Source organism: Microcosmobacter mediterraneus (genome assembly GCF_031846265.1).
Classification (GTDB): Bacteria; Bacteroidota; Bacteroidia; order Flavobacteriales; family Flavobacteriaceae; genus Microcosmobacter; species Microcosmobacter mediterraneus.
Window position 1 is genome coordinate 1 of record NZ_JAVRIA010000002.1, and the last position, 13981, is coordinate 13981.

The window sequence follows — 13981 nt, forward strand, 5'->3', positions numbered from 1 at the left end:
TATCAAAAACAGCAGTATTATAGCAGCCAGAATCATTAATAGCTTCAAGCCTTACAACAATAGTTTGAGGATTAGAAATATTCACATAACCATCTGGTAGTGGATTAGAACCAGTATCAGCATCTGATTGATTAACATGATAAGTAATATTAAAACTTGCTGGATCTTCACCATCTAAAACTTCTAAATTTTTATCAGATAAATTAAATGGCATAAAGCCATCATTATCATCATCACACTGATCAAATAACACTAATGGAGATGTTATATCTAGACTAGTTAAAGTAAGTTCAAAAGACGTTATTTCATAACATTCTTGAGAATTTTCAGCTATCCTAGCCCAAATCTCTTGAGGATTCGAAATGTTATTATACGGACTAGTAAGAGGATTAACATTATCTATAGCATCTTGCTCTGTTAAATGATAAGAAATTACAAAATCACTTGGATCTTGTGGTCCTAAGATATCATCATTATTATCTGTGAGAATAAATGAATCAACACCTGTTAGATTACACAAGGTTAAATCTAATGGATCGTTTGCCGTTGGACTTGGTTTAAACTCAATTAAAATACTGTCTGTAGTTTGGCAAACTCCTGAAAAAACAACATCCACACTAAACACACCTGATTCTGTAACCGTAATTTGAGAAGACGTTTCACCTACTATTTCTACACCATCTTTAAACCAAGTATGAGTTGCGCCATCTACAGCGGTATCTAAAGTAATAGAACCTCCATCACATTGTGCTGTACCAGCAGCTATAGTAATATCATCACCGAGATCTCCTCCAAGATCAAAACTCCCTGCTTCTAAAAATACAGCGGCATCATAAAGTGTATCTTGATCATCTGCAATAACCAATTTGATAGTATAACTGGTATTTGGAATTACTGCAGATTCTGCTACCATTCTTGTTGTATAACCTAAAAAATCAATCGGAGCATCTATTGCAGGGACACTTCCTGGACCTCCACCAAAATAAGAATCGAAGAATTCAGGATTGACTGATGAACAGCCAGCATTAAATAAATTATCTCTAACATTTAGAACCGACACAACATCTGTTGTTCCTGGAACAATTGCTAAGTTGGTTGTAACACCTGTATTGTTATCTGTAAGTAAAAAAGCAAAGGCATCAGTAAAAGTACATTGAAAACCTCCATATTCTTCAGAAGCAAATATAAAACTAAAGCTAATATTATCTGCTAAAGGGACAAAATCAAATTGTATAAAGGTGGCATTATTAGTAGCGTTTGTTCCTAAACCAATAGCATTTTCTAGATCATTATCTCCAGGCCAAGCAAAAGATCCATCACTTAAAATACCTTGTTCTGGTCCTTCAGCATTTTTGGCATCTCCTGTTGTCAACACTATACCTTGAGCAAATGGAAAACTCATTCCATCTCCAAAGAAATATCCAATTCCATTGGTGCTTCCAAAATCGGTTCCTGTTGAAGCCACTATATTAGATACTTGAGCACATTCACTGTTAACTAATACATCTTCAATAAGTTGTTCTGATGTAAATGTATCCTGATCTACTTGCACATAAGGCCCAAGAACGTTGACCGTTATAGTAGCGGTTTCTGAACATCCTTGTGGATTAGTGTCTGTGACTTCAAATGTTACTGTATAAACACCTTCATTTGCAAAAGTATTGGATACAGATTGACCTGTTGCTGTGTTGGTATCTCCAAAGTCCCAGTTATATGTTGCTCCTGTTCCATCTTCTGAAAATGTTGCAGAGCCGTTAAAATCTACTGTTTCACCTGGAAGTATTGATATTATTCCAGAACTAGCTGCAGGTATTGTACTATCTATAGTCGGTGTAATGGTTTGACAAGGTGACGCACATAAAATTTCTGCTGCCCAACCTGTTGTCGTCGACATTCCATTTGAGATAAACTCAATGGTAATGCAACCACTATCCGCAGGATCATCTGAAGCTTGTATTACACCTGGTCCTGCTACACCACTGTAAGATCCAAAAACTTGACCAGACGTGTCTGTACCATTATAAATGGTTATGATATCCGAATTTAATTGTGTACTAAATTCTGTAAAATTTAAAATTATGAAATCATCTGGATTTTCAGGACAAATTGTAATTACAAAGTTTTCATCATCACCATAATTACCAGTAGGTCCTCCAGAATCATAAAACATGTCTGGTGCACATCGTTCAAATGTACCATCAGTCATATTAAGATCTTGTGCAAAACTTAAAAAGGGAAGTAATAAAATAAATAGGGATATTCTTATTTTCATAGCCTTATAATTATCAATCAAAAGCTACATTGTGCAACTTTGATATAAAACACTTTAACACCTTATTTCCCTACCCTAAAAAGTCAGAATTTACTGGTGATTAAAGTTATTAGGTTTAGCATTTTTATTGGAAGCGTGAATTTAGACAATTATTCTAAAAAGAATATGTTAAAACTGTCAATTTTCGATAAGGCATCTAAAAAATCAGAGTTATTGTACCTATTTTTGCAAAAAAAAGAATGAACTCAATATCATTAGATATAAAACCAACTTCAAATGATGCTATAATTAAGTTTGAAGCTAGTGAATTTATTACACAACATCATAGTTATGAATTCAAGAATATTGATGACGCTAAAGTATCTCCTCTTGCGCAAGAGTTATTTCACCTTCCTTTTGTAAAGACAGTATACATCTCTGGTAATTTTATTGCTGTAGAACGTTATAATATTATTGAATGGTCTGATGTTGAACAAGACGTTGCTGAACAAATAAAAAACTACATAAATAGCGGAAAACCTATTATTACAGAAGAACCTAAAGCTAAAAAAACACCTGTTACAATATATGCAGAGAGTACTCCAAATCCTTCCGTTTTAAAATTTGTTGCTAACAAAAAACTTGTAGTCCTTGCTCAGGAGTTTAAATCTATAGACGATACAGAAGATTCGCCTTTTGCGAAAGAACTTTTTCATTTCCCTTTTGTAAAAAGTGTTTATATAGATGAAAATTTTGTCTCTATTACTAAATACGACATGGCAGACTGGAATGATATCACCATGGAGCTAAGAGAATTTATAAGAGCTTACATAGAGAATAGTAAACCCATTGTCACGTCATCTAAAACAGCCCATAAAAAACAGACTACTTCTGTTATAGAAAACAACAAACCATTAGACGATACCTCAAAAGAAATCGTTTCAATTTTAAATGAATATGTAAAACCTGCTGTAGCAAGTGATGGTGGTAATATTGAATTTGAATCGTTTGATGAGTCCTCTAAAACTGTAAAAGTAATTTTACAAGGAGCTTGTAGTGGTTGCCCATCCTCTACATATACTTTAAAAAATGGAATTGAAACTATGCTCAGAGAAATGATGAAAGGAAAAGTAGAATTTGTTGAAGCTATTAACGGTTAAAACCAACAATTATAATTATCTTCGGCATTCATTTTTAAAAACACATTATTATGGCAGTATTAAAAGTTATAGAAATATTAGCAAATTCTGATAAAAGTTGGGAAGATGCAACCAGAAAAGCGGTAAAAGAAGCATCAAAAAGTGTTAAACACATTAAATCTGTTTTTGTACAATCTCAAAGTGCTGTTGTAGAAGGAGCAGATGTTACAGAATTTAGAGTTAATGTTAAAATTACTTTTGAAGTAAAATAATAGAAGTAACTCGGCATAATTATTGCACTTAGTTTAAACCTTGATATTAAATATAAAAAATTCATGAAAAATTTAAAATTTAGCGTAGTGGTTGTTTTATTAATGACAGCTTTTTTCTCTTACTCACAAGATGTTAATCTAGACATGGCAACAGAACGAGGTCTAATGTCTAAAACCACAAGCCCAAAAATTCAAGCGCAAGGCTCACCATACATTGATGAAAATTTTAAACCTGTTAAGATACCTTCATTTGATACGAAAGTATATTTAGGTAGATACAATGCCTACAATGGTGAAATGGAAATTAAAGTAAAACAAGATGTGGTTATTGCACTAGATGTGAATTCTGCAGATTATGAAGTTGTATTTGTAAATGATAGCAAAACATATAAGAGTTTTAATTACACTACAGAAAGAGGTATCTCTAAAAAAGGCTTTTTAGTTGTTGTTAACTCTGGAGAAAACGCTAATTTATTGAAAGCAGAGCGTATTAAATATTATGATAAAGTTCCTGCTATGTCATCTTACCAACAAGATAAACCTGCTAAATTTAGAAAAGAAAGTGATGTTTACTACATTCAAATGAAATCTGGCTCTGTAGTTCATCTTCCTGTAAAGAAAAAAGACTTGTTAAAAGCGTTTCCTAAACATTCTAAAGCAATCAAAACATTTTTAAAAGAAAATAAAGTGAAGCTTTCTAAAGAAGAAGGGTTAGCTAAAGTTGCAAACTACATAGGTTCTCTTTAATAGAATAATCAATTCATAAATTTAACTCCTAAATAACCTTGTATTTAGGAGTTTTTTTGTGACAATTATTAATTTTGTGTGTCTTACTTTTAAACTAAATATTAACTAATAAAACATTAACATGAATCTAGACAACATCTTAGAAAAACTTTATGAACTAACGACCAACTATGGCTTTAAAATTATTGGAGCTATTGTCATTTGGATTATAGGTTCTTGGATTATTAAGATTATTAATAAAGGTGTAAAACGATTAATGTCTAAGCATGGATATGAAGAAAGCTTACAGAAATTTCTTCTGAATCTAATCGGTTGGATTTTAAGAATATTACTCATTGTTGTTATCCTTGGTAAATTAGGTATAGAAACTACATCTTTTGCTGCTATTTTAGCTGCTGCTGGTTTGGCTATTGGTATGGCATTACAAGGAAGCTTGTCTAACTTTGCAGGAGGTGTAATGATTATGATCTTTAAACCTTTTAAAATTGGCGATCTCATTGAAGCTCAAGGAGAATTAGGCTCTGTGAAAGAAATAGAAATATTTACCACAAAACTTTTAACACCTGAAAACAAATTGGTTATTATTCCAAATGGAGCTTTATCTAATGGGAATATTGTAAATTATTCTGATGAAGGTATTTTAAAAGTATTTTTAACTATTGGTGTTAGTTATGATGCAGATATTAAACAAACTAAAGAGGTTTTAATGAATGTTTTAACGTCGCATCCTAAAGTATTAAATGATCCTGCTCCTTTGGTAAGCGTTTCAGGACTAGGTGATAGCTCAGTAGACTTTGCTGTAAGACCAGCTTGTAAGGTTGAAGATTATTGGGATGTACATTTTGATGTTAATGAGCAAGTTAAAGAAGCTCTAGATACAGCAGGTATTGAAATTCCTTATCCACACGCTGTTGAAATTCAGAAACAAGGTTAATTAAGATTTTAGACCAACAAAATCTTTTAAATAATAAGGTTCAAAATAAGCGACATCTTCCATGTCGCTTATTTTGTATTTATTAAATGCTAAAGCTGCCATTTCATTAGCTGAAGGCAATTTACCATCTATAAATTTAGCATTTGAATGCTTTATTATAGACTTGGTTTTTTCTACACCATTGCCAATAAAAGTAACTTGTTCTTTATCCAAAAATTCGCTGAAAGAATTTTTATCTAATACTTCAGCTTGTATGCTTCTAACTGCATTATAATTTTCATCAAAAACTGCGGAATACACTTCTAATCGTCTAGCATCTAACATTGAAACTATATATCCTTTTTCTGTTACAACTTGTTGTGCTAAACTTTTTAAAGTAGATACAGCTATTAGTGGCTTATCTAATGCAAAGCATAAACCCTTAGCTGCTGAAACTCCAATACGTAATCCTGTGTAAGAACCAGGACCTTTACTAATTGCAATAGCATCTAAAGCATTCCCTTTTGTGCCAGAATTTTTTAAAACATCATCGATGAAAAGATGTAACAATTCTGCATGTGAATATTGTGTATTATAGTCTTCTTTTAAAACCAAAATCTCTCCTTCGTTAGAAAGAGAGACTGAACAATTGGTTGTACTTGTTTCTATACTTAATATTAATGCCAAAGCCTAAGATTTACTCTTCAGAAGTTTCTTCTTCTGTAACCTTATCATCACCACCTTTCTTCTCAATCTTATCACCAGTTTTTAAAGTTTTTGAAACCATATTATATGGTCCTGTAATGATCTCATCATTTTCCTTTAAACCAGAAATTATTTCAATATTAGTGTCGTCTTGAATACCTGTTTTTACAACTCTTAACTTAGCTTCTCCACTATTATTCACAAAAACACATTCAAACTTTTCTTCACTACCTTTTGTTTCTTTACTTACAGCCTTATACTCTCCTTTTTTGCGTGTAGTAGTATCTGTTTTAATTACAATTGCACTTATTGGAGCAGCAACAGTGCTTACTCTCTTATCAGTTATAATATCTACAGTAGCTGTCATACCTGGTCTAAAAGGTGAGTAGTTTTCTGGTTTACCTTCAGTTAAATCTGCGTAAGACTCTTCTAATATTCTAACCTTTACTTTAAAATTTGTAACCTGATCTGCAGTCAATGTACCAGCAGCCGAATTTGCAATCTCTGTAACTGTACCTTTAAATTCTTTTTTAAGATAAGCATCGACTTCTACTATTGCAGAATCACCGATTTGCACCTTAACAATATCATTTTCATTAACATCTACTTCTACCTCCATGTTATTAAGGTTTGCTACTCTTAAAATTTCAGTACCAGCCATTTGTTGCGTCCCAACAACACGCTCTCCAAGCTCAACACTTAATAACGAAATAGTTCCACTCATTGGTGCATAAATGGTAGTTCTATTAAGATTATCTCTAGCCTCATTAACTGTAGCACCTGCGCTTTGAACGCTGTAATATGCTGAACTTTTAGCAGCCTCAGCTGTTTCATAAGACGCAATTGCACGATCCCAATCTGCCTTAGAAATTACACCTCTTTCAAATAAGGTTTTATTTCTATCGTAATCTGCTTTAGCTTGTTTTAACGTAGCTTCTGCTTGCTCTAAACCAGCTTTTACATTTTGATATGAAGCTTGAGATCTGCTCAATGCAGACTGAATTAAATCTGGATTTACCTTAACTAATAAGTCCCCTTTATTAATCTGCTGACCTTCTTTAAAAGGTAGTTCAATAATTTCACCCGAAACTTCACTAGAGATTTTAACTTCAACCTCTGGTTGGATTTTCCCAGTAGCAGATACAGTTTCTATAATGTCTTTTAATTCGATTTTTTCTACTTCAACAGTTTTGAAATTACCTTGCTTTCCGAACCAGCCAGCTTTTTTACCTCCTACTAAAACAATTAATAGAAGAACAACTATTGTTATAATTATTATAAGAGTCTTTTTACGCATAACGGTTAGTTTAAATTAATAGGAATTCCGAAATAGAATTCTAATACTTTTAATCTGAATATATAATCGAACTTAGTACGCACTACATCTGATTGTGAATTTTCGTATGCCGTTCTAGATTGATTAAAATCGAACGAATTAGACAAACCAACATCATAACGTTCTTTAGCATATTCATATGCTAATTTACGTGCTTCTTCGGTTTGTAAGGCTGCTTCGTAAGATTTTTTTGCATTTTTGGTATCGTTATAGGCTTGATATACTGTAGATTCTAAGTCTAACTCAGCTTGTTCTAATTGTAACTGTAATCGATCTACATTGATTTTACTACGTTTAACATTATTACGAACATTAGATCTATTAAAAATAGGAATGTTTAATTGAAGCCCTATTGATGTACCATCAAACAAATATAATTGATCAATGAACGGAATGTTTTCTCCTGTAAATGGATTAACCTGAGAACTAGCCCATCTGGTATTATAACCAAAAAATCCTGATAAAGTTGGATAATAGCTTGTACGAGCTAACTCTAAATCCTTTTTAGATAATTCAAAATTAGCTTTTGCAATCTTAACATCATTAACTTCTTCTTTTGCTTTTTCAGCAATTTCTGAAGGTTTTTTATCTAAGATATCACCAACGATAAGTTCATAATCATCATCAACAATATCAAACACTTCATAATCTTTTAATTGCAAAGTTTGCGCTAATCCTAGTTTTGATATAAATAGATTATTTTCTGCTACAATAATTTGTTGTTTTTGTGTAGCATCTGTAGCTTTTAACTCTAACAAATCACCTTGAGGTAATACTCCTGCTTCAACAAGTTGCTCTGTATTTTTAATATTTTCTTGAGTAACTCCATTTTGAGCTACAAGTACTTTTAACAGCTCTCTATTAGATAATATTTGCAGGAATGAGTTAGCTACAAATAATGAGATATCATCTTTCATTTTATCTAATCTATACTCAGTTGCAACTTTGTTAAGTTTTGCACGCTGTAAGGTTTTCCAGTTAGCTAAACCGTTAAAAATATTTATCCCAGAGCTTAAACCACCAGATGCAGATCTAAATGTTGCGTTTTCAAACTGGTTAGTTGCTGGGTTAATATTGGCTCCTGTATTTATGTTATAAGAACCGTTAGCATTTAAATTTGGCAAGAAATTCATTAGGGCCTGATTCTTATCTAAATCTGCAACATTAACATCGAGCTCGGATTGTTGTATAGAGATGTTGTTTTGTAAAGCATATTCTACACATTCTTGTAAAGTCCACTTTTTTTGTGCCTGAACGTTGAACGTTAAAATTACTGCTATAAGGATGATTATTTTTTTCATAACTATGTTATATGTCTAAATTATGGATAGCGTGTTACAGTATTTATTAATTATTTTGAGCATATGAAGGAATCCCTTGTACTTGGTTCCAAACTTTAATCTTATCCGATTCTGAAATACCAGATTTAACTTCAACAAAAATACCGTCACTTATACCTAACTCCACATCTTTTCTTTCAAATTTTTGATCACCAACTTCCACCTCAACAAAAGGCTTTTTGGTCTCTTCATCGTATTGTACAAGCGCTTCTTTAATGGCTAATACTTTATCTACTTTTTCCAAAATAATGGAGGCATTAGCACTTAAACCTGCTCTGATAAATGTAGAGTCTATTTTTTGTAAAGTCCCTTTAATTTCAAATTGAATAGCGCCATTCTCCGCTACACCTTTTGGTGCAATGTAATCTAATACTGCATCAAATTTTACATCTTCAATAGCACCTACGGTTATTTCTAGAGGAAGCCCTTCTTTAATTTTACCTACTTCACTTTCATCTACTTTACCTTCAAAAATCATTTTCTTTACATCTGCTAATGATGCAATCGAAGTACCTTCGTTAAAATTATTAGCTTCAATAACTTGATTTCCTGCTTTTACAGGAACATCTAACACCATGCCAGAAACAGTAGCTCTAACTTGTGTTTGTGCAACATTACCTAGTCCGCTTGTAGTTCCTGTTTTTATAATATCGTAGTTCTGACGAGATTGAGTGACATCTATTCTAGCTTGTTCTACACGTTGTTTTGCTTGTAAGAAGGTATTATTTACCTGGTCAAAATCATTTGCAGCAATTACACCTTTGTCAAATAATTCTTTTTGACGATCATAAATAGATTTTTGAGTTCTGTAGTTAATCTCTGCTGTTTGTAAAGCATTTTGATTAGAGGCAATATTATTTTTCGCACTAGTTAAGTTAGATACATTGGGTATAACTCTAATCTGTGCAATCAAATCGCCTTGGTTTACATACTCACCTGCTTCTATAAATACCTCTTCAACTACACCAGAAATATTAGGCTTTATTAAAACTTCCTCTTTTGGAACTATACTTCCAGTTGCTACAGTTTTTACAACTATTGTTTGTTCTGAAGGTGATTCTGAAGTATATTTTACTGGATCTTCTTGATTTTTACTCCATAAGTAATATAATGCACTTCCGAAAATAACTACAATTAATAGTAAGAAGATTATTGTTTTTGTTCTTTTCATTTTTTGATGATTATTAAATTTTATTCTATTCTTAATGCGTCGACTGGTTTCATTTTAGTAGCCCTATTTGCTGGAATTAATCCTGCTAACAAACCAGAGACTACAAGTATTATTAAAGCAGTAAATACGACTTGCATTCCTACACTTGGATTGGCAAAGTTTTCAACAGGTCCCACGCTATCTAGGATAGCATTCATTATCCAAATGATTAAAGCAGAGAAAGAAACACCTACCATACCAGATAAAATTGTTAATATTAAACTTTCCTGTAATATTTGTCCTTTAATCATCCAAGGTGTAGCACCTAGAGCTCTTCTAATTCCTATTTCTTTAGTGCGTTCTTTTACTACAATGAGCATTATATTATTGATTCCTATTATACCTGAAGCCAAAACTAATATTCCTACAAAATAGCCAACAATTGTAAGTATTGAGAACAATCCATTAATTCTCTGAAATTGTTCAGATAAATCAAAATGTCCAATAGCTCTTTCGTCCTCTGGATGTATTTTATGTCTTGATTTCATTAAATCAAATACTTTTTCTTTAACGCTTGTAATACTAATCCCATCGTAGGCAGTAATTGCCATCCAACCTACACGATCACCTCTATTAAATGCCTGACCAAATGTTGTAAATGGTATGTAAATAGTGTTTGCATCTTGCTCATTATCTCCTTGACTGTTTGCCATTTTAAATGTACCTACAACCATAAAATTTACACCGTTAATCTTTATGTAAGTACCTATCACATTTTCATCTTTATCGTATAATCCTTTTACAACATCAACACCAATAACACATATCTTTCTTTTTTCTTCAATATCTGAATAACTTAAAAAACGACCTTGAAGAATATCCATGGGTTGTTGCTTTATGTATTCTGGATAATCACCATAAATCTCAAAAGCTCCAGTTTTGGTACCCCTTACTGCGTTATTTTCACCTCTAAATCCACCTAATTGATTTCTTGGCGATACATATTTTAAATTTGGAATTTCCGATTTTATAGCTGCAACATCTTCTACTTTATAATTGAAGTAACGTCCTTTAGGCAAACCTTTATATGGTTTTGTTGTGCCTTGAGTCCACATAAACATTGAGTTAGTAGCAAAGTCTCCAAAATCTGCAGTTACGCCATTTTTTAAACCGTTAGTTAAAGCAAGTAATAACACTAAGATTGTAATTCCCCAAAACACACCAAAAGCTGTTAAGAACGTTCTAAATTTATTAGCGTTCAGGGCTTCCAGTATTTCGTTCCAACGTTCTCTATTAAACATACTACTCTTCTCTTAAAGCTACAATTGGTTTTATTTTAGCTGCTCTGTAAGCTGGAATAAAACCAGCTATAGTTCCTGCAAATACTAAAAGAAAAACAGTTGTCAATGCAATATTAAAATCAACTTGAGGATATTTTATAAAAGGTGTATCTACTAGAGGACTAACAATTTCCAGGAGTCCCAAACCAAATATTAGTCCTAATAAACCAGCAAACATTGTAACAAATACTGCCTCTTGAAGAATCATCCCAACTATAGACATTGGTAGTGCTCCTAAAGCCTTTCGTATTCCAATTTCTTTAGTACGCTCCTTTACAATAATTAGCATTATGTTTCCTACTCCAACGATACCTGCTATAATGGTTCCGATACCAACAAACCAAAATACTGCTTTGATAGTATCAATTAAGGAATATATTTTTTTTGCTTCTTCTAAGGTGAAAAACACACGTACTGCACTTGTATCATCTGGTGCAACAGTATGTATTTGTTTTATCTGAGTTTCAATGGCTTCTGAAACACTTTTGGATAGAGCCACGGCTTCGTCAAAATCATCAAGCATTTTACTAGTAAATTCCATGGATCTGATATTATTACCACCATTAAAAACTTTTTGAGCTGTGGTTATTGGCATAAACATTCCATTTTCTTCTCGTTCTCCTCCAGGATCAAAGTAAACACCTACCACTTTAAAATTCATGTCAAAAATAGTGAGGTTTTTATTCATTGGATCTTCATCTTTAAAAAGGTCTTTCTTAACCTTATTTCCTATGACTACTACTTTTTTGGCCTCCTTTATATCTGCTTCATTAATAAAACGACCGCTACCAATATCTGCGTTTTCGATAAATTGGTAGTCTCCATTTGTACCTCTAATCCTATAATTACCGGATTCGTTTTTGTAATTAACTCGTCCTCCCCAAATACTATAAATTGGTGATTTACGCTCTAGCAAATCGCCATATTTGTTCGTTACAGCATTAAAACTCTCATTTGTTAATTGTATATATCTCCCAGGATTAAGCCCTTTATATTCTTTTGTTGTTCTATTTGTCCAAACCGAGATTTCATTTGTGGCATCCTGCTCAAATTGCGTTCTCACACCATTTTCAATACCTTTATTAAAACCTAAAAGAATAACCAAAATAAAAATTCCCGAAGCCACAGATAGACCTGTTAAAAAGGTTCTCAATCTATTTTTATTGAGAGCTTCAAATATTTCTTGCCATCGTTCTATATTAAACATTAGCATTGGCTTTTACTTGATTAACTAATTTATCGTCTATAATAACACCATCTTTTAAATTAACAATTCTCTTGGTCATGTGAGCAATATCATCTTCATGTGTTACAATTAAAATTGTTTTTCCTTCATCATTAATTTGCTGAATAAGTTCCATTACTTCATAAGATGTTGTTGTATCTAAAGCACCTGTTGGCTCATCTGCTAAAAGCACTTTAGGCTCGCTAGCCATAGCTCTGGCAATAGCTACACGTTGTTTTTGCCCTCCAGATAACTCATTAGGTAAATGATGTGACCATTCTGCTAATCCAACTTTTTCTAAATAATGCATTGCTTTTTGAGAGCGTTCTTTTCGTTTAGACCCTTGATAATATAATGGCATAGCTACATTATCTAAGGCAGACTTATAATTAATTAGATTGAACGACTGAAAAACAAAACCTAGAAACTTATTTCTGTAGCCTGCTGCAATTTTTTCATTAAGATTTTTAATAGCAACACCATCTAATGTGTAAGATCCTTGGTCTGCTTCATCTAGCATACCTAATATATTTAGAAGTGTTGATTTACCTGAACCAGAAGAGCCCATTATAGATACTAATTCTCCTTCTTTTACATTAAAATTGATACCTTTTAAAACATGGAGTGAATTGTTTCCCATGTGATAAGATTTATGTAAATCTTCTATCTGAATCATAATGGTGACGGTTAGAGACTACAATATTAAACAAAACTCAAGGTGTTCTGTACTAACATTTTGTTAAGAGTTATAGTTTTGATTGATTATAAGTAAGACTGCTTATTGTAGAAAATGTTACACTAAATCCGTGTTATTTTCATTCTTAGCTGATTTCACATATTTATAGTAGATAAAATAGCCTAAACCAAATACTAAAATATAAGGAATAGCCATTAAATAGATAATACCATCATTAACCCCTTGAGCAGTTGATTGTCCTTCTTCGCTTTCTAAAACAGCTCTGCACATAGCACATTGCGCATTTATTTGCAAAACAATAAAAAAAGAAAAAACAATAAGTAGAATCTTGCGTTTCATTTCTAGGTGTAATAAGGCGAGATCATAAGATAGACAACAACACCAGAAACTGCTACGTATAACCATAGGGGAAAGGTTATCTTGGCAATTTTTTTATGACGCTCAAAGTTTTTAGTAATTGCTCTCACATAGGTGATAAGGACAAAAGGAATCACTGCAACAGATAATAGAATATGACTAATTAAGATTACTAAATATAATGTTCTGTAGTTACCTTCATAAACTGTGGAGTCACTAGTCATATGATACAATACATACATCACTAAAAAAATCACTGAACACCAAATTGCAGTGGTCATCAAATTCTCATGCAGTACTATATTCTTTTTCTTAATAGCGACAAAAGCAATAATCAGTAATAGTGCAGTAAACCCATTTATTGTAGCATAAATTGGTGGTAAAAATATGGGTAGTTTTACATCAATTTTTACCTTAAATAAAATAGCTACCACAACAGGAATTACTATTGACAAAATAATAACCCATTTGTTATATTTTTTTTCGGCTTCTAAGTTTTGGTTCATTAT

14 protein-coding genes are annotated in these 13981 nt (G+C 32.3%); 4 read left to right on the top strand and 10 right to left on the bottom strand.

Annotated elements, in window-relative coordinates; translation table 11 throughout:
- The coding region (locus tag RM697_RS03505; RefSeq protein ID WP_311426473.1) for a choice-of-anchor L domain-containing protein at positions 1-2272 on the bottom strand (2272 nt) is incomplete at its 3' end.
- A gap of 239 nt (positions 2273-2511) precedes the next feature.
- Here RM697_RS03505 and RM697_RS03510 point away from each other — a divergent pair.
- The 4 genes from RM697_RS03510 to RM697_RS03525 all read left to right on the top strand — a co-directional run bounded on the left by RM697_RS03510 (position 2512) and on the right by RM697_RS03525 (position 5343).
- Positions 2512-3411, top strand: coding sequence for a NifU family protein (locus tag RM697_RS03510; RefSeq protein WP_311426474.1), 900 nt, complete (start codon positions 2512-2514; stop codon positions 3409-3411).
- 50 nt (positions 3412-3461) lie between these two features.
- Positions 3462-3662: a dodecin family protein gene (locus RM697_RS03515; protein WP_311426475.1), complete on the top strand. Its 201-nt coding sequence runs from the start codon at positions 3462-3464 to the stop codon at positions 3660-3662.
- A gap of 63 nt (positions 3663-3725) precedes the next feature.
- Positions 3726-4409 (top strand): hypothetical protein, encoded by a 684-nt coding sequence (locus tag RM697_RS03520; RefSeq protein ID WP_311426476.1) that lies wholly within the window; start codon positions 3726-3728, stop codon positions 4407-4409.
- Between the two features lie 121 nt (positions 4410-4530).
- Positions 4531-5343: a mechanosensitive ion channel family protein gene (locus RM697_RS03525; RefSeq protein ID WP_311426477.1), complete on the top strand. Its 813-nt coding sequence runs from the start codon at positions 4531-4533 to the stop codon at positions 5341-5343.
- Here RM697_RS03525 and tsaB read toward each other — a convergent pair whose 3' ends face one another.
- The 9 genes from tsaB to RM697_RS03570 form a co-directional block, all read right to left on the bottom strand.
- Positions 5344-6009, bottom strand: a complete 666-nt coding sequence (gene tsaB, locus RM697_RS03530; RefSeq protein ID WP_311426478.1) for a tRNA (adenosine(37)-N6)-threonylcarbamoyltransferase complex dimerization subunit type 1 TsaB — start codon at positions 6007-6009, stop codon at positions 5344-5346.
- 10 nt (positions 6010-6019) lie between these two features.
- Positions 6020-7324 (bottom strand): efflux RND transporter periplasmic adaptor subunit, encoded by a 1305-nt coding sequence (locus RM697_RS03535; protein ID WP_311426479.1) that lies wholly within the window; start codon positions 7322-7324, stop codon positions 6020-6022.
- Between the two features lie 5 nt (positions 7325-7329).
- Complete coding sequence (locus tag RM697_RS03540) at positions 7330-8664, bottom strand: TolC family protein (protein WP_311426480.1); 1335 nt, start codon at positions 8662-8664, stop codon at positions 7330-7332.
- Between the two features lie 46 nt (positions 8665-8710).
- Positions 8711-9874 (bottom strand): efflux RND transporter periplasmic adaptor subunit, encoded by a 1164-nt coding sequence (locus RM697_RS03545; RefSeq protein WP_311426481.1) that lies wholly within the window; start codon positions 9872-9874, stop codon positions 8711-8713.
- A 20-nt stretch (positions 9875-9894) separates the two neighbouring features.
- Positions 9895-11154 (bottom strand): ABC transporter permease, encoded by a 1260-nt coding sequence (locus tag RM697_RS03550; RefSeq protein WP_311426482.1) that lies wholly within the window; start codon positions 11152-11154, stop codon positions 9895-9897.
- Position 11155: 1 nt separating this feature from the next.
- Positions 11156-12400, bottom strand: coding sequence for an ABC transporter permease (locus RM697_RS03555; RefSeq protein WP_311426483.1), 1245 nt, complete (start codon positions 12398-12400; stop codon positions 11156-11158).
- Positions 12393-13094, bottom strand: a complete 702-nt coding sequence (locus RM697_RS03560; protein WP_311426484.1) for an ABC transporter ATP-binding protein — start codon at positions 13092-13094, stop codon at positions 12393-12395. The genes RM697_RS03555 and RM697_RS03560 overlap by 8 nt, the downstream gene beginning before the upstream one ends.
- Before the next feature lie 117 nt (positions 13095-13211).
- Positions 13212-13454: a hypothetical protein gene (locus RM697_RS03565; protein WP_311426485.1), complete on the bottom strand. Its 243-nt coding sequence runs from the start codon at positions 13452-13454 to the stop codon at positions 13212-13214.
- Between the two features lie 2 nt (positions 13455-13456).
- Complete coding sequence (locus tag RM697_RS03570; protein WP_311426486.1) at positions 13457-13978, bottom strand: DUF420 domain-containing protein; 522 nt, start codon at positions 13976-13978, stop codon at positions 13457-13459.
- Positions 13979-13981: the final 3 nt, after the last annotated feature.